Annotated in this window: 19 protein-coding genes; 2 read left to right on the top strand and 17 right to left on the bottom strand. The window is 67.9% G+C overall.

The window, feature by feature from the left end; genetic code table 11:
- Positions 1-19 precede the first annotated feature (19 nt).
- The 4 genes from VNF92_01035 to VNF92_01020 all read right to left on the bottom strand — a co-directional run bounded on the left by VNF92_01035 (position 20) and on the right by VNF92_01020 (position 4,234).
- A complete protein-coding gene (locus tag VNF92_01035; GenBank protein ID HVA56446.1) occupies positions 20-1,450 on the bottom strand; it encodes an APC family permease in 1,431 nt (476 codons plus the stop codon).
- Between the two features lie 111 nt (positions 1,451-1,561).
- Positions 1,562-2,566, bottom strand: a complete 1,005-nt coding sequence (locus VNF92_01030; protein ID HVA56445.1) for a maleylacetate reductase — start codon at positions 2,564-2,566, stop codon at positions 1,562-1,564.
- A gap of 80 nt (positions 2,567-2,646) precedes the next feature.
- Entirely contained in the window at positions 2,647-3,291 is a 645-nt protein-coding gene (locus VNF92_01025) for a hypothetical protein (protein ID HVA56444.1), read from the bottom strand.
- Position 3,292: 1 nt separating this feature from the next.
- A complete protein-coding gene (locus tag VNF92_01020; GenBank protein ID HVA56443.1) occupies positions 3,293-4,234 on the bottom strand; it encodes a ring-cleaving dioxygenase in 942 nt (313 codons plus the stop codon).
- Positions 4,235-4,316: 82 nt separating this feature from the next.
- Between VNF92_01020 and VNF92_01015 the strand changes: the two genes are divergently transcribed.
- Both VNF92_01015 and VNF92_01010 read left to right on the top strand, forming a co-directional pair.
- Positions 4,317-5,864, top strand: a complete 1,548-nt coding sequence (locus VNF92_01015; protein HVA56442.1) for an AMP-binding protein — start codon at positions 4,317-4,319, stop codon at positions 5,862-5,864.
- 40 nt (positions 5,865-5,904) lie between these two features.
- On the top strand, positions 5,905-6,306 hold the full coding sequence (locus tag VNF92_01010; GenBank protein HVA56441.1) for a hypothetical protein: 402 nt from the start codon (positions 5,905-5,907) through the stop codon (positions 6,304-6,306).
- Positions 6,307-6,398: 92 nt separating this feature from the next.
- On the opposite strand, the gene VNF92_01005 is transcribed toward VNF92_01010, so the two are convergent.
- From VNF92_01005 to VNF92_00945, 13 genes are all read right to left on the bottom strand, one after another.
- Complete coding sequence (locus VNF92_01005) at positions 6,399-7,190, bottom strand: hypothetical protein (protein ID HVA56440.1); 792 nt, start codon at positions 7,188-7,190, stop codon at positions 6,399-6,401.
- A gap of 593 nt (positions 7,191-7,783) precedes the next feature.
- Positions 7,784-9,298 (bottom strand): hypothetical protein, encoded by a 1,515-nt coding sequence (locus VNF92_01000; protein HVA56439.1) that lies wholly within the window; start codon positions 9,296-9,298, stop codon positions 7,784-7,786.
- 139 nt (positions 9,299-9,437) lie between these two features.
- Positions 9,438-10,223, bottom strand: a complete 786-nt coding sequence (locus tag VNF92_00995) for a glycosyltransferase (protein ID HVA56438.1) — start codon at positions 10,221-10,223, stop codon at positions 9,438-9,440.
- Between the two features lie 7 nt (positions 10,224-10,230).
- A complete protein-coding gene (locus VNF92_00990; GenBank protein ID HVA56437.1) occupies positions 10,231-10,671 on the bottom strand; it encodes a VOC family protein in 441 nt (146 codons plus the stop codon).
- Positions 10,672-10,818: 147 nt separating this feature from the next.
- A complete protein-coding gene (locus tag VNF92_00985) occupies positions 10,819-11,517 on the bottom strand; it encodes a hypothetical protein (protein HVA56436.1) in 699 nt (232 codons plus the stop codon).
- A gap of 176 nt (positions 11,518-11,693) precedes the next feature.
- The gene (locus tag VNF92_00980) at positions 11,694-12,167 is read right to left on the bottom strand and encodes a nuclear transport factor 2 family protein (protein HVA56435.1); all 474 of its coding nucleotides are present in this window, start codon (positions 12,165-12,167) and stop codon (positions 11,694-11,696) included.
- A 70-nt stretch (positions 12,168-12,237) separates the two neighbouring features.
- Positions 12,238-12,687 carry a lipocalin family protein gene (locus VNF92_00975; GenBank protein ID HVA56434.1) on the bottom strand — a complete coding sequence of 150 codons (450 nt, stop codon included), beginning with the start codon at positions 12,685-12,687 and terminating at the stop codon, positions 12,238-12,240.
- Positions 12,688-12,728: 41 nt separating this feature from the next.
- On the bottom strand, positions 12,729-12,980 hold the full coding sequence (locus VNF92_00970) for a hypothetical protein (GenBank protein HVA56433.1): 252 nt from the start codon (positions 12,978-12,980) through the stop codon (positions 12,729-12,731).
- Positions 12,981-12,992: 12 nt separating this feature from the next.
- Positions 12,993-13,409 carry a DUF488 family protein gene (locus VNF92_00965; GenBank protein HVA56432.1) on the bottom strand — a complete coding sequence of 139 codons (417 nt, stop codon included), beginning with the start codon at positions 13,407-13,409 and terminating at the stop codon, positions 12,993-12,995.
- A 203-nt stretch (positions 13,410-13,612) separates the two neighbouring features.
- The gene (locus VNF92_00960) at positions 13,613-13,867 is read right to left on the bottom strand and encodes a GlsB/YeaQ/YmgE family stress response membrane protein (GenBank protein ID HVA56431.1); all 255 of its coding nucleotides are present in this window, start codon (positions 13,865-13,867) and stop codon (positions 13,613-13,615) included.
- A 207-nt stretch (positions 13,868-14,074) separates the two neighbouring features.
- Positions 14,075-14,554: a hypothetical protein gene (locus VNF92_00955; GenBank protein ID HVA56430.1), complete on the bottom strand. Its 480-nt coding sequence runs from the start codon at positions 14,552-14,554 to the stop codon at positions 14,075-14,077.
- Between the two features lies 1 nt (position 14,555).
- The gene (locus tag VNF92_00950; GenBank protein ID HVA56429.1) at positions 14,556-15,767 is read right to left on the bottom strand and encodes a hypothetical protein; all 1,212 of its coding nucleotides are present in this window, start codon (positions 15,765-15,767) and stop codon (positions 14,556-14,558) included.
- The gene (locus tag VNF92_00945; protein HVA56428.1) at positions 15,764-18,760 is read right to left on the bottom strand and encodes an acyl-CoA dehydratase activase; all 2,997 of its coding nucleotides are present in this window, start codon (positions 18,758-18,760) and stop codon (positions 15,764-15,766) included. Before VNF92_00945 ends, VNF92_00950 begins: the two co-directional genes overlap by 4 nt.
- Positions 18,761-18,881: the final 121 nt, after the last annotated feature.

Genomic DNA, 18,881 nt, shown 5'->3' with positions numbered 1-18,881 from the left:
CGGTCTCCTGTTGTGAACATCACGGCGTACGTTCTCGCTCGAGCATCGCGCGCGCTCGCTTGCGACTCCCCGCGGCATACGTCACCGCGCCGGCGACCACGAGCAGAGCGCTCAACCCGACCACCTTGAACACGTATCGGCCGGGATGGGGTTCGCCGGCCGGCGGGATCGCGGCCAGCACGATCGAGACCGCCGAGGTCGTGAACCCCAGCGCCCCGAACAGGATCGCCATGGACTTGCCGCCCGGCACGCGCATCACTTCGGAACCGGCGGGTTCGCGCTGAAGCCGGATCATGGCCGCGAACATGGTCAGGTAGGGCAGAAAGTAGGAGATGATTCCGAGACTGACGAGGATCTCATAGGCCTTCTTGGGCGTCTCTCCCGCCTGCCCCAGGATGGCGCAGACGGCGGCGACGCCGGCCTGGAGCAGCAGCGCCACGTACGGCGTGCCGAAGCGGGGATGCAGCCGGCCGAACGCACGAGGCAGATAGTTGTCGATGCCGGCTACGAATGGAAGCCGGGCCGGAGCCGAAAGCCAGACGCCCACGCCGCCAAGCGTACTGACCACGATCAGGACCGACGCGATCGGCCCCAATCCCGTGACGCCCACCCGGTCGCCAGTGCGCACGATGGCGTCCATGATGCCCTGGAGCCCCGTGATCTGTCCGCGGGGCAGCGCCAGCAGGATGGCAAGGGTACCGAGAATGTAGATGGCGGGGATGATCACACCCGCGATGAGGACGGCGCGGGGCACCGTGCGCCGGGGGTTCTCGATCTCCTCGCCCATGAACGAGCCGGCTTCAAGGCCGCTGAACCCGAAGGCGATGGTGCCCCAGAAGATCATGTCCTTCAAGCCGGTGCTCGGCATCAGGCTCTCACCCGTGATCGGCGTGGCCGAGCCGAACTTCCAGCCGGCGAAGAGGCCCATCGCGATCAGCACCGCCATCGGGATCCAGGTGGCGAAGGCGCCGACGTTGGCGAGCCATTTGCCGAACTGCAGGCCCACGATGTTGAGCCAGGTCGCCAGCGCCAGCCCGCCGAGCGCCACGGCCATGAAGTAGACCCCGCTGCTCTGGAGATGCGCGAAGCGACCGCCGAAAATGTAGAGCGCGCTGCTGGCGGCGAAATAGAGGAGCCCGGGCAGATACGTCAGGTTGGCGCCCCAATACGTCCACCCGGTCATGAAACCAGTGAACTCACCGAACGCCTGCTTGGTCCAGATGTAGATCCCGCCCTCCTGTGGATACCGGGAGGACAGTTCGAGCACCGTGAATGCGAGCGGGATGAAGAGCGCCACGGCGGCCACCACCCAGATCACCAGCGCGCTGGGGCCGGCCGCAGCGGCCACGGCAACCCATCGCATTCCCACCACCGCCACCACATAGAAGAACACCAGGTCCCACAGGCGCAGTACGCGGCGAAGTCCCGTTCCTGCGTTCGGCTCGGACATGGGGTCTCCATATGGTGGTCACCGCGCGGGACGCGGAATGCGGGGGCGCGATGGTGCGGCATCTATCTTACTGGCGGTCGCCCCGCACGGCGAACCGACCGTATGCCGGCCTCAGAGTGCGGCCGACAGCACCATGCGAACGTCTTCGCGCGTGACGGGCCTGGGGTTCGGATACGGCGCCGCCGCGATCTCGTCGGCCGCGCGATCCACATCCGTGCGGCGCAGCCCGAGCTCGCCGAGCGTGGCGCCGATGCGCAGCGTGCGATTGAGCGCCGCGAGGCCCGCCGCCACGTCCGCGTTCCCGATGGCGTCGCCCAGCCGCCGCATCGCCTCCGCGGCCGACTCCGCATTGAACGCCACCACGTGGGGCAGCACGGCCGCGTGCGTGCGCGCGTGCGGCAGCTTGAACGTTCCGCCAAGCACGTGACAGATCCGATGATGGAGCCCCATCGACGCCTCGTCGAGCGCGCACCCGGCCAGATGAGCGCCGACCAGCACCAGGGTCCTCGCCCCGAGTTCGCTTCCCATCGCGACCACGGCCGGCAGGCCGGCCGTCAGGGAGTGCACCGCCTCTTCCGCCATGGCGCGCGTGCCATCGGTGGCATTGGCGGCGTACATCGCCTCCACCGCGTGCGCCATCGCATTCATGCCGCTGGCCGCGCTCAGGTCGGCGGGCAACCCCAGGGTGAGCGCGACGTCGTAGATCACGAGCCGCGGCTTCGCGGCCGGATCTCGGCCGGTGCGTTTGCCGGCGGCGTCGGTCTGACCCCAGATGGAGGTCATCTCGGAACCGGAATAGGTCGTGGGCACGGCGACGAGCGGAGCGCCGCTCGCTCTGGCGATCGCCTTGCCGAGTCCGATCGCCGACCCGCCCCCGATCGCGATGCACCCGTCGGCGCGCGACGCGCGAAAGCGGCCGAGCGCCTCCGAGACGGTGTCCACCGGCACGTGCTCGCGCGCGCCGCCGAACACCTCCACGAGTGCATCGCCCAGCACGTCCCGCGGCGACGCGAGCCCGGCCGCTCGGCCGCCCGTCGTCACGACGAACGCGCGGCGGACGCCCAGGTGCGCGAGCTGCGGCCGCAACTCCCGCAGCGCGCCGGGCGCGAATACCACCCGCGTTCCCGGGAGATCGCGACGGAAACTCAGCGGGGCGGCCTCGCCTGAATCCCGTGGGCCGCTGGCATGGCGGGTCGTCACGGCGTGGGCAGCACCTCGTCCAGCACCGCCTGCACGTGGACGATCTCGTCGTCATTCACGAGATGGCCCATCCCCGGATACAGTATTCGCGTGACGCGCGCGCCGAGCCGCGTGAACTCGGCCTCGCTCTCGATCACGCGCTGCATCGGGATGTGACTGTCGATGTCGCTGCATCCGAGAAACACCGGCGTGCCGTCGAGCGACGTGGTGACGTCGTCCCAGGTCGTGCCCGGCGGGCCGATCAGACCGCCGCTCAGCACCAGCACGCCCCCGTAGCGTCGCGGGTGCCGAATCGAGAACTCGGACGCCAGGCAGGCTCCCTGCGAAAAGCCGAGCAGCACGATCTTGTGCGACGGCAAGCCGCGTGCCATGAGATCGACCACGAGCGACTCGATGACGGCGAGCCCGGAACTCAGGCCGGGTTCGTTCGTTTCCCGCGATGCCATGAAGCCAAACGGATACCAGGTGCCGCCGGGCGCCGCGGGGGCCACGCAGGCAAAGCGCGGTCGGTCGATGACGGCGCGAAGCGCGAGAATGGCGCTCGGGCCCGCGTTCCGGCCGTGCACCATGATCATGACGGCTTCCGCGCGGTCCAGGACAGGGCCGGCGTGGGCGACGCGGTGCGCGGCGTGGGGTTCCATCTCAGTACCGTACGGGCGGAAGCGCGGCCTCGATCTCGGCGCGCTTGGATTCTTCCCACGGCGGCAGCTTGAGTCCGCGCCCCAACTGCTCCACCGGCTCGTCGACCGCGAATCCGGGGGCCGTGGTCGCCACCTCCAACAGCACGCCCCCGGGCTCCCGGAAGTAGATCGACTGGAAGTACGACCGGTCCATCACGGGCGTGACCGCGATTCCCCGGCTGATCAGCGCTTCGCGCAGCCGCAGCTGCTCGCCCGATTCGGCGATCGCCATGGCCACGTGGTGCACCGTCCCGACGCCGTTCCGGGCGCGCGCGCCGTCCGACGACGTGAGAACGTCGATGGACCTGCCCGGCCCCACTCCATTCACCGACACCCGCCGGCGTCCCTCCATCTCCTCGGTGACGTCGAAGCCGAACCAGTCGCGCATGAACGCCAGCGTCGGCGCGGGATCACCGACGGTCATCGTCACGCTGTGAATGCCGCGCACGGCGGACGCCTCGTCGATGTCGCTGGCGACCCACGGACGGCGCGTGTCACCGGCGGTGCCGACGAGTTCGATGAACAGTCCTGACGGATCGGCGACGATGATCGATTCTTCGCCGAATCGCGGCGGGGCGTCGGTCACGGTGAAGCCGCGGGCGCGGAGCCGCGTCTTCCAGCGGTCGAGGGACCCCGCCGGAACGGAGAACGAGGTGACGGTCACCTGGCCGGCGCCCTTGATGCCCGCCGGAACTCCCCGCGTTCTATAGGGGAAGGTGGTCCAGAGCGTCCCGGGCGTTCCGCGCTCGTCTCCGTAGTAGAAATGATAGACACCGCGATTATCGAAGTTCACCGTCTTCTTCACGAGACGGAGGCCGAGGGCGTCGAGGCCGAAGTCGAGATCGGCCTGCGCGTCGTCGACCGTCGCCGTCACGTGGTGCAGGCCGAGGATCGGGAAGCTCATGCGGGGCGTTTGACCTGGGGCGACAGCGTTGACACGGGACCCGTGATGCCACGAGACTATCCCATCCCGGGGAACGGAGCAAGTGCTGCAACCGATCGACCGATTCTACGACAGCGTTGCCAGGAATCCCGACGCCGTCGCCATCGCGGGCCGCCTCGGCGCCGACGTGACGTACGCCGAACTCGGGGCCCATGTCCACGCACTCGCCGCGGCATTCCAGGGTATCGATCGCGCGCCGGGCGGCCGCGTCGGGATCTGCGCGGGCAATACCTTCGAGCACCTGCTGGCCCTGCTCGCCACGTACGCCGCGGGAAAAGTGTGGGTGCCGCTCAATCCTCGGAACGGGCGCGCCGAACTCGACGCGATGATCGCGGCGACGCGTCCCGCGATCATCGTGGCCGACGCGTCGTGCGTCGACCGGTTCACACCGACCGCGGCACCGCTGATCATCGCCCGGAGCGATTCAGAAACATTCGGGGGTCGTCGCGAATCGGAAGGCCACCGAGCGAAGCCGCTCACCATCGGAGAACTGGTGGGGGAGTGGGCCGGGCAGGCCCCGGCGCGCGTCGGTCGCGATGCCGGCGATGCGCAGATCATCAAGTTCAGCGGCGGCAGCACGGGCACGCCGAAGCCGGTGGTCCAATCGCTGCGCTGCGTCAACGCCCAGGCGGACGGGCTCCGGGATTTCTTCGAGTTCCGCCGTGATGACGTGAATCTCATCGCGGCGCCGCTCACGCACGGCGCGTCGTGCTTCGTGCTGCCGATTCTGGAGGTCGGCGGCCGCCACGTACTGCTCGCGGATGCCAAACCGAAGGCGGTGCTCGATGCGATATCGACGCACGCCGTCACCACGATATATGCGCCGCCAACGCTGCTGTATGCGCTGATCGGGCACGCGGAGGTCCCGCGGGCAGCGCTACGGTCGCTCCGCCACGTGATCTACTCGGCGGCGCCCATGCCGCCGCAGCGCATTCGCGATTGCCAGCGCGTGCTCGGGCCGGTGATCGAGACCGCCTATGGGCAGGTCGAAGCGCCGCAGATCATCTCGGCGATGCGGGCCCGCGAACTGCTGATCGAGGAGAATCTCACGTCGGTCGGCCGGCCGTCGTCCGTCGCGACGGTCGGCATCATGGGCGCCGACGGCGCCATGCTGCCGCCGGGCGGCGTGGGCGAGATCGTGGTGTCCGGTCCGTTGCTCATGAACGGGTATCTCGACCAACCCGACGAGACCGAGCGAACCATCGTGGACGGGTGGCTGCACACGGGCGACCTTGGGATGATCGACGGCCGGGGGTACCTGTTCATTCGCGGACGGCTGCGCGAGGTCATCAACAGCGGCGGGTTCAAGGTGTTCCCCGCCGACGTCGAAGCCGCATTGGCGCGCCACCCGGCGGTGGCCGAGTGCGCGGTGTTCGGCATGGGAGATCCCAAATGGGGAGAGGCCGTGAATGCCGCGGTGGTCGTGCGCCCGGCAATGGCCGTTGCCGGCGACGAACTGATTGCCTGGGTCAAAGGCGAGCTGGGGTCGGTCAAGGCGCCGAAGCGGATCTGGTTCGTCGAGCGGCTGGAGCGAAATGCGGCGGGCAAGGTGAGCCGGGCGGCCGTCAGGGCGGCGGTGAGCGCGCGATGACGGTGCGGCGCGCACCACGTAACCAGGGAGAGATCGACGAATGATGGGACCGTACGCCTACGAAGAGGCGCGGGCACAGGCGCCCATTCACGTTCAGATCCGGCGGTTCGGCGCCGCGCCGCAGCAGAGAAGCGCCGAGGCAGTCCGCGTGCACGGACGCATCGTCCGCATCTTTCGAGACCAGGAGCACGTGCTCCACTGGTGGCAGCGCGTGAGCTTCGCCATTCCCGTCATCCACCGGAGTCGGTCGCCGCGACCGAGTGGTACGATCTATCACGACTGGGAGCGGATGGGACGAGCCCATTGGCTGGAGGTATTTCTGGAATCCTGGAATGGCGAACTTCAACTGGTGCATTCGCAGGTACTCGCGATTCGCCATCCCACCTGGCGTCCGGTGTGTGGCCCGGATGCCAAAGGATTCATTTGCGAGGGCAATTTCTAGCCGGTCTCCTCTTGCTCCCGCCGCGCTCCTCAAACCGCCCGCGCCACACCGAACGCGCGCATGGCCGGGCGTCGGTCGGTCGTGACGAATGCTCAGTGCGGCATGACCTGCTCGATCCCCTCGTGGACCCTCACCTCGATGGTCTTCATGAAGAAGCTGTAGCCGAGATACGACATGCCGGCGCCGCCGCAGCAGAGCCCGGCAATCTGTGTAACTCTGCCGAACAGGTAGAGGCCGCCCTCCATGAGCATCTGCATGCCCCACGCCACGAGGCAAGCGAAGGCGACCGCGCCGACACAGAACACCACCCCACCGAGGTACGGGTGCCACGTGAACCTCGGCAGCATCATCAGCATGCCGGCGATGAGTGCGCCGAGCACGAACGCGAACAGCGCGAACACCGTTGCGAACACCGACCGCTGAACCACCAGATGCCAACCCGTATCGAGGAACGCGATCACGGCGCTCACCATGGGCGAAGAATTGTCCGCCCAGTGGCGCACGACCGGCGGCGGGAGCGCCGCCGCTGAACTGGCGGTCGAATCCGAATGCGAATCGTGTCCCGATGTGCGCGGCATGTTCGACAGCGTGTACATGCAGTCCGACGCCAGGGGCGGATGGTAGGCCAGGCCGGCGGACATCCGGTTCATCGACTCGATCGAGGGCCGCATCGCGCACACGAAGCGGTCCTTGATCTGCAGCGGATTGATGCCTCTAACCGCCGCGAGCGCCTCGCCTTGCACGCGCGTCAGATAGGAATACGTCTGGGCCGTCAGCTCGTCCTGCAACAACCAGCCGACGGCCATCATCACCGCGGCCATCACGCCAAGGCGCAAGACGTGACGCATCGCGCGGTACAGCAGGCGGGAGAGTTTCTGGAACACTTGGCGAGCACCTCGCGCGCGCGGCCGAACCGCATCCTGACCCGGCACGGCACGATTTCAGAGTAACGCCGTGCGCCGCCAATCTGACCAGGCGCCGCCGCCGAGGCAAGTACGGTGATGGCGCGTCCGAGATCGGGCCCAGGCGAGGATGGAATGCCTGGCTGGCACAGGCCCCGTGCTCACGTACTCCGACGACGGCTCGATTCTCGCCATCGCGTCGCCGGGTTCCGGCAGGACCGATTGCAACGTCTACCACCCGCCGGCGTTCATGCGGCGCGAAACGCTGTGCGTTCGGGACCGCGGCCAACGCGCAAGCGTCTGAGCATCCTGAACAGAAACGGGTGGCACGAATTCCTGGTCCGGCTCGGCCAGAACCCTGAGGTCATGGCCGTGCAGAACCTCGGACTGGCATCCGCTCGACCTGCGCGACCGTTCCCCTCCCACGATCCACATCTGCGTCAACTCCGAGGAGAACGAAACGTACGCGTCGCTGCTCCGCGTCTTCGTTGCCCAATATTTGAACGCGCTGACGGGGATGCACCCACCGATCGCATCCGCCGCTCACGGCCCTCAGGTGTCGGTGGCGCCTCGATTCAATGCGCGTAATTCGAATTGATGAATGCATCGACGTCGTGATGCATCTTGTCGTGTGCCTTCTGATCGATGTACACCATGTGCCCCGACGCGTAGTAATCGAAGCTGATGTTCTTCCGCACCGCCGGCTCGAGCTGCATGTGCGACACCGTCTCCTCGATTCCGTTGAACGGCGTGGCCAGATCGTAATACCCGCACAGCACGAGGACCTTGAGCGAACTCTCCTCGGTCATCGCCGAGCGCAGCGTTTCCGCCACTTCGGTGCCGCCGGTCTGATCCCACGGCCGCACGTTCGCCGTCACCGTGTAGAACGCGTTGCTGTCCCAGTGAAGGTCGCGCCGCACGTAATCCATGAACGTCGCCGTGAACGCGCCGAGGTACGACGCCTCGCTCGGGTCGTACTCCGGGCGCTCGGCGGCCGCGTCCCGGTTGTAGCCGGTGAACCTCGAGTCCAGCCGCCCGACGATCTCCCGCTTGTCGCGCATGAGCTGCGCGAACCAGCGGAACGAGCTCACCCGGAGATCCGACTCTCTGATGTATTCCGGCGACAGCGCCGTGAGGCGCGCCATGTCGGCCACGACCTTCTGCTCCTGCGCCGGCGGCAACTCGTCGCCCTGTTCCAGCGCCTGGGCGTACTCGCCGTGAGCGAAGGTCCGCGCCAGTTGCGCGATGGAATCGACCGACAGCTTCTCCAGGTCGGGCGCGAGCAGGTGGTGAAACCAGGCCGACGTCACGTACGTCGGCAGGAAGAACTCCGACCGGTCGTCGGCGCCCCACGGCGCGAAGGCGACGGTCGAGAGCAGCACGATGCCATTCAGATTGATGTTGTGGCGATGCAGCAGCACGCCCGAGAGCTCGGCCGAGCGTGTCGTGCCGTAGCTCTCGCCGATGAGGAACTTGGGGGAGTCCCACCGCTCGTTGCGCGTGATGTACTGGTAGATGAAGTCCGAGAACGCATTGGCGTCCTGGACCACGCCGTAGAACTGCGACGGGTTCTGGCCCGGCGCCGGCCGACTGAAGCCGGTGGAGATCGCGTCCACGAACACGAGGTCGGTGGCGTCGAGAAACGAGTCCTCGTTGTCCTTGACGCGGTACGGCGCCGGCATGCCGTGCCCGTCGGGCGTGAGCACGACTTTCTCCGGCCCCATGCCCATGTGCGTGAACAGCGACGCCGAGCCGGGCCCGCCGTTGTAGACGAACGCCACCGGACGGTCGGCCACGTTGGCCACGCCGTCCTTGGTGTACGCGACGAAGAAGAAGGTCGCCTTGGGCGTGCCCGCGTCGTCGCGAACCACGTAGGTACCCGCGGTCGCCGTGTAGTCGAGCTTCTGTCCACCGATCGTGGCGGTGTGGTGCGTGACGACGACCGAATCGACGGCCGGCAACCGGTTCATCTCGGTCGGCGCCGCTTCCTCCGGCGCTCCGCCGCGCCCGCGGCCCCGCTGTTGCGCGCCGGCCGGAATCGAAACGAGCAGCGCGGCCGTCGCGCCGATGATCATTCGTGTGGCATGCATGTGTGGGCTCCCCCTCTTGAACCGGGAGAAAATGGAGGGGGGACCGGAAGGGGGCAAGACGGCGGCGGCCCGTCACCCCACCGCAATCGAGAGCGGCGAACTGTGAGCCGTCAGCCGTCGACGCAACACCTCGGATCGTTCATCCCAGGTACTCGCACTCCCACGGCACGACCTCCACCGCGTCCAGGCCGTGGCGGCGGTTGATCAGCCGGATCGCGTCCAGCATCTGTGGGCGGAAAGCCAGCGCTCCCGTGCGCGCGTCGCCGAACGAGAGGTTCGTCCCGTGCAGACGCCGGTCGAAAACCGGCACGCGCAGTAGCGGGGTCGCGGAGCGCGCGAGCAGGCGGAACTGGAAGTCCGCGTCCACGGCCCCGGGCAGCGCCTCGTCGAAGGGGCCGACCGCGTCAAAGACCTCTCGGCGGTAAACGTAGAGCGCGCTCTGGACCGGGAAGAAGCGCCCCGAGCGGTAGAACCCCATGTCGAGGTTCAGCGGAAAGCTCAGAGATGCCGCCATGCGCTCGAAGACATCGGCCAGGAGCGCGCCGTCCTCGCCGATGAGTCGGGACGGCAGGCCGCCCACGGCGAGCACCTCCGGCTCGCGCTCCAGGAGCGCGGTGCGCGGCGCCAGGCTACCCGGCACCATGAGGTCGTCGGCATCGAGAAACGTCACGAAACGCGCCGCCGCAGCGCGCACGCCGGCGTTCCGAGCCGCGGCCTCGCCGCGCGGCGGGCCGGAGACCACGGTCACCGGCAGGTCCGCGATCTCGACGAGGCTGCCGTCGGTCGAGCCGTCGTCCACGACTACGGCCTCGATTCCGTCCAACCCGTCGGCGAGCGCGCTGAGCACCGCCGGGCGCAGAAAGCGGCCGGCGTTGCGCGCGGGGATCACGATGGAGACGCGGGGAAGCGTCGTGGAACGGGCCAACTCCCGCTCAGGTCGCGGCCACGGACGAGATCGCCAACAAGAACCCGTCCGGGTCGCGCAGCCGCAAGACGCGCGCCCCCCAGGGCATGTCGGCAGGCTCCGACTCGAGCGTCCCGCCGCGCTGTTTGATCCGCGCCGCCACGTCGTCGATGTTCTGGACCGTCGTGAAACGCAGCGACAATCCCTCGCCCTTGACCCGGTCCCATCCCTTGGCTCCGTCGTCCTGACCGAGCACGATCCGCACGTCGCCGGCTTTCAACGACACCGCCCGTACCTTCCCCTCGCGCTCATGCTTCTGGTCGACGGTGAAGCCTACGACGTCACAGTACCAAGCCAGGCTCTTCGCCAGATCGTTGACGGTCAGCGAAGCGGCGAGGTCGCGGGCACGGAAGGACATGGGCTCGGCGCGCTTGGGGGCGCCGTCGGGTACCGGCGAATTCGCGTTCATGAAATCTCCCGTCCGGCAATCGGACGTTGGGCTCATTGAGACAGGTCGGGCCAGTCCGCGCTCACGACGTCGTTCGCATGGGGCCTACTGCGGCGCCGAATCATACTGCCGGCGGCCGAACGCCGCGAGCCACCCTTCTCGCTTCGGCTAACGGCTCCCGGCGGCCGATATCGTCCGGCGCGCCGATGCGAGTTGCGCCCGCAGCCTGGGTACCGCGCTGGCCGTGGCGGGGTTCGCCGCCAGCTTGGCCAGCGCGAGGTCGACTGCGTCCAGCCCCAGGTTCGCCCCGAAGCGCGTCGACACCTGGCTCAGCGCGCTCTGGAAACCGGGATCTGACTCCAGCTCGGTTTCGCCCAGCGCCTGCGCCTTGGCCACGATGTCGGATAGAGCCACCACCGCCTGCTTAGCGGCCTCCGGCGAGGCGAGGTTCTTCGAGTTTGCGAACACCGCCACCTCCGGCAGGCTCGCCGCGAAGCTTTGCAGCGCCGCGGCCTGTTTCGCATTGCGCGGATGGTTCTGGTGCATGACCGCCTGTGCGGCGCCCATGATTGCGAACGGCGCCAGCGCGGCGTGGGTCAGCACCGGCGCGCCGGAAACGACGCCGGTGACCGGCAACGCGACGAGCGCCAGTCCGCCCACGCCGTGTACCAGATGCAACGCCTTGCCCTCGACCCCGAACGCGACCCGGATCAGGTCGCGCAGCGGAGCAAACGCGAAGCCGGCGGCCGCCACCAAGCTCACGAGCGATGCACTCGACGGTCCCTCGATCTTGAAGTGCTCGTACGCCGCCAAGCACCCCACGGCCACGACCAGAAACCCGGCGTGCAGCAGGATCCGCGCCGCCACCGATCCCAGCGAAGGGCGAAGCGTGGCGGGACTCTGGGAATTGGCCGGTGGGGCGACATTCATGGCTTCATCCTCCGACTGGCGTCGTATGCGAACCGCGGCGCACCTATCATAATCATGACCCGCGAACACGGCCAGCCGGGCGCTCCCCTACTCCGCGCTCCGAGCGGCGGCGCCTAATGCTTGGCCCACGCCCATCCCGTCAACTTCCAACCTGCCTGGCCCTTGTGCAGGACGAGCGTGAACACCGAGCCGACTTCCTTGACCGGCTTCCCGTTCTTCTTGAACGAGTAGTCCGCCGGCACGACGACGTAGGCGCGGTCGGCGGCGATGTCGACGTGCGACGGGTCGCGGAGCGTGACGACCCCATCGGTAATCCCATTCTTCCTGGCGTCGGTGTCGTAGTCACTCGACCACCGGGCGCACGCCCCGGCCCCATGCCATTCGTGGGGCGGAAACTCATCGATGATGGACGTCTGATCGGCGCAGGCCGCCAGGACCACCTTCGTGTCGCCTTTGTTGAACGCGTCCACGAACTGGTGCACGGTCGCCATTACCTCGGCCTTCGAAGTCGCCGGCGTCTGCGCGGATGCGGCGATCGGTCCTGCGGCCAGGACGGCCATGGCGAGTACAATCGGCGATTTGTGCATGGACGCCTGTTCCTGTGGGGGTTGGATCGGGCGAACGCGGACCGGCCCGCCGCCGTACGCGGCGCGCGCGTTACTTCGTCAACACCATACTCAACTTTGCCGGCTCGTCAATCCCGTCGTCATTGAAGTCAAAATCCACGTCCGCACCACCGAGCGTGATCGTATTGCCGCTCAGATTCATGGCGAACTGCCGCTCACCCGTGAAACCGGTCACGGTCATCGAGAGCATGTCCGCCGACGAACTCCACGTGCCCGTCGTCAACTCATCGGCCTGCCCCGGCATCTTGACCGTCAGCGTGTAATCGTGGCTTGCCCTCAGATCGAGCGTGACCGTCGCGCCCTTGGCGACGAGATCCGCCGTCGTGGCGGGGCTGCCCGCTTTCACGAACTCCATCTTGGTCGCCGTCCACGTCCCCGTGAGAGACGCCGGGCTCGGACCCGTCGACGAGCCGCCGCATCCCCCAAGCATCGCCGATACCACCATCGAACCCGCCACGAACAGCTTCGCGCGATTCCACATAGTCCCTCCCACGACGCCATCGGTTTCCGCAGGTCGACCGGTCATGTGTTCAGGCCCGCCCCTTCCTGCCCGTGCCCCACACCATGCTGGCCGGTCACTGCCATGTTGAATGATGCGCGTTCCGCGTTGGAGCGACTATAAGGGAAAGACTTCGTTGAGGTCAGGAGAAGCAAGGGGCATCGCATTCGCTCCGGCGTGAATTCCCGGAACCGCCCGGGCGCGTCTCGCGTGGCCAGCAGACCGGTTGCCTTCTCCAGGTCGATGGCCGGCACCAGCATGCCGACGCGCTTCATCGGAGATCGCGGCTACGAACGCGGCGACGCGACCGCCCCTTCGCTGGCGACTTTGGCGCCCTTCTCCAGAAGCAGAGCGCGCAGCACCGAGCGATGGCAATGCTCTTCGTTTTCGCAGTAGCAGCCGACGGAGAAGTTGCTCTGTTGCGACAGCGCGGCGAGAAGGTCCAGGGCGTGAGCCGCCTCCCGAGAGGACATCTCCGCCCGGTACCGCCTCGCGAACTTGTTCCAGGCCGCCACCGTGGCCGCCTCCTGTCCGATCCTTACCGTCGCCGCGCTCGGCGCGAGGGTCGGGAACCATACGTCGTACCAGTTCTGCTTTGCGAATTCGGCCTTCGGGACTCCGCGTGGCGGGCGGCGCACGGTCCCGATGCGGGTTCCCTCGTCTGCGTGGCGAGGGCTGCCAAGTCGAACGACGCGAATGGCCATATTCTATTCCCCTAATGCCGCGGACACTCACCCTCCCTTCGCAAGGGTGGCCGTGAAATGAACGCGATTGGTCGCGAACGCGGAGCCACACCCGCCACGTCAGGAAGAGAGCCGGCGGCCGTTCGCAGTTCGCCGACTCCATGGGCGCGGGCGCCGCTGGCCTACAGCCCAAGCGGTCACCCGCCGCTGCACCGCCACCGGCGTTACGCCTTCGCGAAGACGCCCATCTTGCGCAGGATGAAGATCAGCAACGCCGCACCCGCGATCGCGACCGCGAAGCGCATCACGCCTCCCGTGGGCGCCATGCCGAGCAGTCCGGCAATCCAGTAGCCCAGGACCGAACCAACGATGCCCACCAGCACGTTGGCTACCAAGCCCATCTGTGCATCGGTCTTCATGACCATGCTCGCCAGCCAGCCGACGATTCCGCCCATGATCAACGAGACGATCCAATTCATGTGGCTATCCCCCAGTTGAGGTCCGCGGCAGACGCCTGACGGTGCCTGCCGGGGCCGACCCTTCGCACTACACTAAACGTCCCGCCTCGCCGGGTGTCAAGCAAATGCGGCCAGACACGGCAACGTCGCCGCGCGCGCGCCATCCGCTCCCCGCTCGAAGATCCAGTGCGCCAAGCGACGTCACGCCGCGGACGTCCACGTCGGGGCTTAGAATCCCCGGATCAGGGCCGCCGTGACAATGACGATGAAGGTCGTGAGGGCAAGAACGGCCACGCCGACGCTCACCAAGACCGTGGTCCCAGCTTGGAAGCGCCGCTCTTCGATCCGCGCGATCTGCGCCGTGGGAAGGAGCGCCACCTGCCCGGACACGTCGGGGAGAGTGCTGCGCGCCGTTCGCAGTTCGCCGAGGCGTAACGCGACGGTATCGCGTGCGGCCGCCCGAATCGTTCCGTTCGCCTCCAGCACGCCGGGGTACGCGCGCCGCGTGCTGTCCGATCCAGACCCCAGCGTGGTAACGGTGATCGCGCTGGTGAACACGATCCGGACCTGGGACCCGGGCGTTGGGGCGAGACCAACGGGCCGGTAGGCAAAGCAGGCCGCACTCGCGAACCAGACGCCAGAAGCCGCCGCCCGAACGATCACGCGCATCACGGAACGCCCCCGCTTGACCACCGATGTCCACCCCATGTCAGCTCTGCTTCGCCCGCGCGAACTGGGATACCTGATGTACGAAGGCCTCGAGCCTCGTGCGGATGTTCGTGATTCTCTGGCCGTCGAACATCACGTCGAGCCAGGGCAACTGCCCGAAGTCGCGCCGCAGCGACGCCGAGAGCCCGCTCACCACGATCCCCGGCATACACGAGAAGGGCATCACGTTCACGATCCCCGACACCCCCTCGCGCGCGTAATGCACCACCTTGGCCACCGAGAGCAGCGCCTCCGTGCCGAGCAGCGGATCGAAGTACGGGCTCGCCATGGCGAACAACTCGCGCATGTGCGGATCGGCCGGCTGGCGCAGCAGGCGGGCGACGCGGCCCAACATCCGGCGCTCGAACCGCTGCTGGTACGTGCTCAGCGCCCTGGTGCCGAGCATGCTCCCCCACGACCCGAACAGCACGTCCCGGTCGATCTTGGTCTCGTCCGCAAAGTGGAACCACTCGGCGAGCGTTCCCGTCACCACCTCGGCCCCCGCCGCTTCGAGCTGGAGAATCATGTCCTGGTTGCTGTGCGCGTTCAGCATGACGTAGATCTCGCCCAACATCGCCACCACGGGACGCGGCGACGACCGGTCCACCGGCAACGCCGCGAACTCCGCGGCCACGGCGTCCATGGCCGACAGCAGGCGCCCCCCACCACCCGCCGCGGTCGCCGCTTCGATCCCGCGCAGCCCCCGCTGATACGCGGCCTCCGTCACCCCGGCCTCGCGCTCGTACGGCCTGAACTCGTACCGGAGCTTGAGCAGCAGGTCCACCGCCACCACGCCCTGCCACGCCAGCAGGCGCAGCGCCTGCGGATGGGCCCCGAAGCCTCTATATGAATTTTCTGAACTCGGCGCCAGGATCTCCACGTCGCCGAATCCCTCGCGGTCGAGCAGCACCCGGTGCAGAATCCGGTACTGCCCGAACCGGCACGGCCCGGGACTGCCCGGCATGAGAAACGCGGCATGCGCCCGATCGATCGTGCCGTGGCGGCACGCCCGGATGACGTCGCCCGTGGCCAGGAAGCACGGCAGACATTCCCGCCCGCGACAGAGCGCCAACCCGATCTGCAGCGTCTCGTCGTCCGGCGGCGGCAACACGGCGCTCGGAATTCCGTGATGGCGCAGCGCCCCGACCACCGCCCCGGCATGATCCGACATGTAGGGGATGTACACGGTGCGCGACTCGGCGGGCACGGTCATGCCATCCTCCGCAGATCGAGACTGTCGAAGAACGCCTCGCATCGGGTGATGATGCCGGCATCGGCCGTGTGATCGTCCAGCTCGAGTTCCAGGAAGGGCTTGTCGCCGAGCGCCTCGCGAAAGAACGTGATCAGGAAAGCGTCAGGGCCGCAGTTGAAGCTGGTCAGGTAGATGGCCTGCAACCGCGGATCGTCCCGCACGATCGCCGCCGCCTGCAGAATCTGTTGCCCCGACCGCCAATACATCTCGTCGTGCACCGCCGGCAACCCCGTGCCGTCCAACGGCAGAAAGTCCATCGGCACCGGCAGCACCCCGAGACGGCGAAGCCGGTACGGCAGATCGAGGTTCGCGCCGGGGTCGTTGGCGGTGTACGGCCGGCCCACCACCACCACCCTGGGCACGTCGTCGCCCGCCCCGCAGAGCGCCTCCCGCCCACGCGCCCGCACCCCGCTGGCGAACGCCTGCTGCGCCGCCCACCCGGCCTGGATCGCCTCATCCGCCAGCCCGCGCGACGCACCGGTCAATTCGCGCGCCAACGCGCGCAGCTCGATGCGCGCCGCGCGCTCGTTGGCCAGATGCAGCACACGACTCACGATGCGCGGCCCCTGCGCTCCCGACGCCCGGTTCCCCATCAGCAGGCTCGGCGTCGCCGAGATGAGTGGGCAGTAATGATTATGCGGCTGCCCCGGCGCCCCGTCCTCGCGATTCAGCAGGCTCGGCAGCAACACCGCGTCGACGTCGCGCTCCGCGAAGTCCGCCAGATGCCCGAACGCCAGCTTCACCGGAAAGCACGACTCGATCGCCGCGTTCTGCTGCGTGAGTTTCACCACCGACGGGTTGGTGGGCGCGGACAGGACGACGTCGCAGCCCAGCCGGTCCAGAAAGCCGCGCCAGAACGGAAAGAAATCGAAGAACGTCAGATTCCGGAGCAGGCCCACGCGAAGCCGCGCCCGCTCGCCCGTCGCGCGAGCGGGCGGCTCCGTCCATCCCCCGAGTAGCAGCGCCTCTCGTTCCGCAAACAGATCGGGAATCTGGCGCCACCCCACGCTGATCCCCCGACCCGCCTCTTCGAACTTGTCGCACCGCGCGCCGTAGAAGAACGGCGTCTCGCCGTCGAGCACCACCTTGTGCACCTCGCACAGATTCGGGCAGGCCTTGCATTCGAACACCGAACTCTCGTAGCGGCGCTGCGAGAGATCGAACCCGCGAAACCGCGTACCTGCTCCGTTGCCGTTGCGCCGCGCCATCTCCTCGCGGGCGAGAATCGCCGCGCCGATCGCCCCGGTGACGTCGTGGTTCGGAGGCACGGTGATCGGACGGCCTAGCTTGGCTGAGAAGGCGGCGACCACCGCCGCATTCGAGGCGACACCGCCCTGGAAGAGGATCCTCGATCCCAGCGGGCGGCCGTTGACGACGCGGTTCAGGTAGTTCTCGGCGATCGAATACGCGAGTCCCGCGGTCAGGTCTGTGACCCGCGCACCCTGTTGCTGATGGTGCACCAGATCCGACTCCATGAACACGGTGCACCGCTCCCCGAGCGCCGCGGGACACGACGAGTCGAACGAGAGATCGCTGAACTGCTCCTCGATCCGGATCTGCAGGCGATCGGCCTGCTCCTGCAAGAAGCTCCCGGTACCGGCCGCGCACGCGTTGTTCATCGTGAAGTCGGTCACCGCACCGTGCTGCAGCCGGATGAACTTGCTGTCCTGCCCGCCGATCTCGAACACCGTGTCGACGCCGGGATCGGCGGCTGCCGCCGCGCGCGCTTGCGCGGTGATCTCGTTGCGCACCGCGTCGGCGCCTATGAAATCTCCCGTCAGATACCGTCCGGAACCCGTCGCGCCCACGCCACGCACGATCACGCGGTCGCCCACCTGGGCCGCCACCAACCGCAGCCCTTCGCGCACCGCTTCGAGCGGGCGTCCGGCGGTCATGAGATAGCGGCGGGCCAGGACGCGGCTCGCCGCGTCGATCAGCACGACGTTGGTGCTCACCGACCCGACGTCCACGCCGAGCCACGCGTCCACCGTCCCCATCGCGGGCAGCGCGGCGCCGTCCGATCGCTCCGCCCCCGGCGCCTCCGCCCGCACCAGAACCGGCAGGCCGGCGGTGGCGGCGGCCTGACGGCGCACCGCGTCCTCCAGTCGGTCGAAGCCCACGAAGCGACGCGTCGTCTCCCCGCGGTCGTGCCCGTCCATGGCCACGTAGGCCGCGCCGAGCGCCGCCATGATCGTGTGGTGCTCGGGGACGAGGATCGACCCCGGCTCCAGATCCAGCACGGTCTCGAATGCCCGCTTCACGGCCGCGTTGTAGGCCACCCCGCCCTGGAACAGGATCGGCGGAATGAATCGCTTGCCCTTGCCGATGACCGTGGTGAAGTTGCGCGCCATCGCCAGGCAGACGCCCATCAGGATGTCGGACATCGGCGTCCCCACCTGTTGCAGGTGGATCATGTCCGACTTGGCGAACACCGTGCACCGCCCCGCGATGCGCGGTGGGCTCACGCTCTGCATGGCCAGACGCGCGAATTCGCCGTCGATGGCGATGCCGAGTCGCTCCGCCTGCTGGTCGAGGAACGCCCCCGTGCCCGCCGCGCAGAGCGCGTTCATGGCGAAGTCCTCCAGCATCATCTGGCGGCTCCCCTCATCCCAGCGAAGCGACAGCAGCTTGGAATCCTGGCCGCCGATCTCGATGATCGTCCGGGCTTCCTGGTGGAATTCGCCCACGGCGCGCGTCTGCGCGACCAGTTCATTGACGTGGGTTCCGCCGATCAGATCGGCGAGCGGACCGCCGCCGGAGCCGGAGAGGCCGACGATCGAGGCACGGCTCAGATCGATTGTTCGCCCCAACTCCGCGATCGTCTCGCCCACCACCGCGCGCGGGCGGCCGCAGGAGCGGACGTATCGCGAAGCGAGGAGGTGCCGTTCAGCATCGAGCGCGACCACCTTCACGGTGGTCGAGCCGATGTCGATGCCAAGGCAGGTTGGGAGCATGCCGCACCCGGGGGATAGGCGTGCACCATAGTAGAAACTATATGGGGCCCGGAGGGTATCGGGAGAAGCCCACCGGCACGTCGGGGGTCCCCGTACGTCGTGGCCTGTTCGTCGGCACCGC

The sequence above is a fragment of the Gemmatimonadaceae bacterium genome (assembly GCA_035533015.1).
Taxonomy (GTDB): domain Bacteria; phylum Gemmatimonadota; class Gemmatimonadetes; order Gemmatimonadales; family Gemmatimonadaceae; genus JAGWRI01.
Note: the sequence above shows the minus strand (reverse complement) of the source record. Positions and strands in the feature narration are given on the sequence as shown.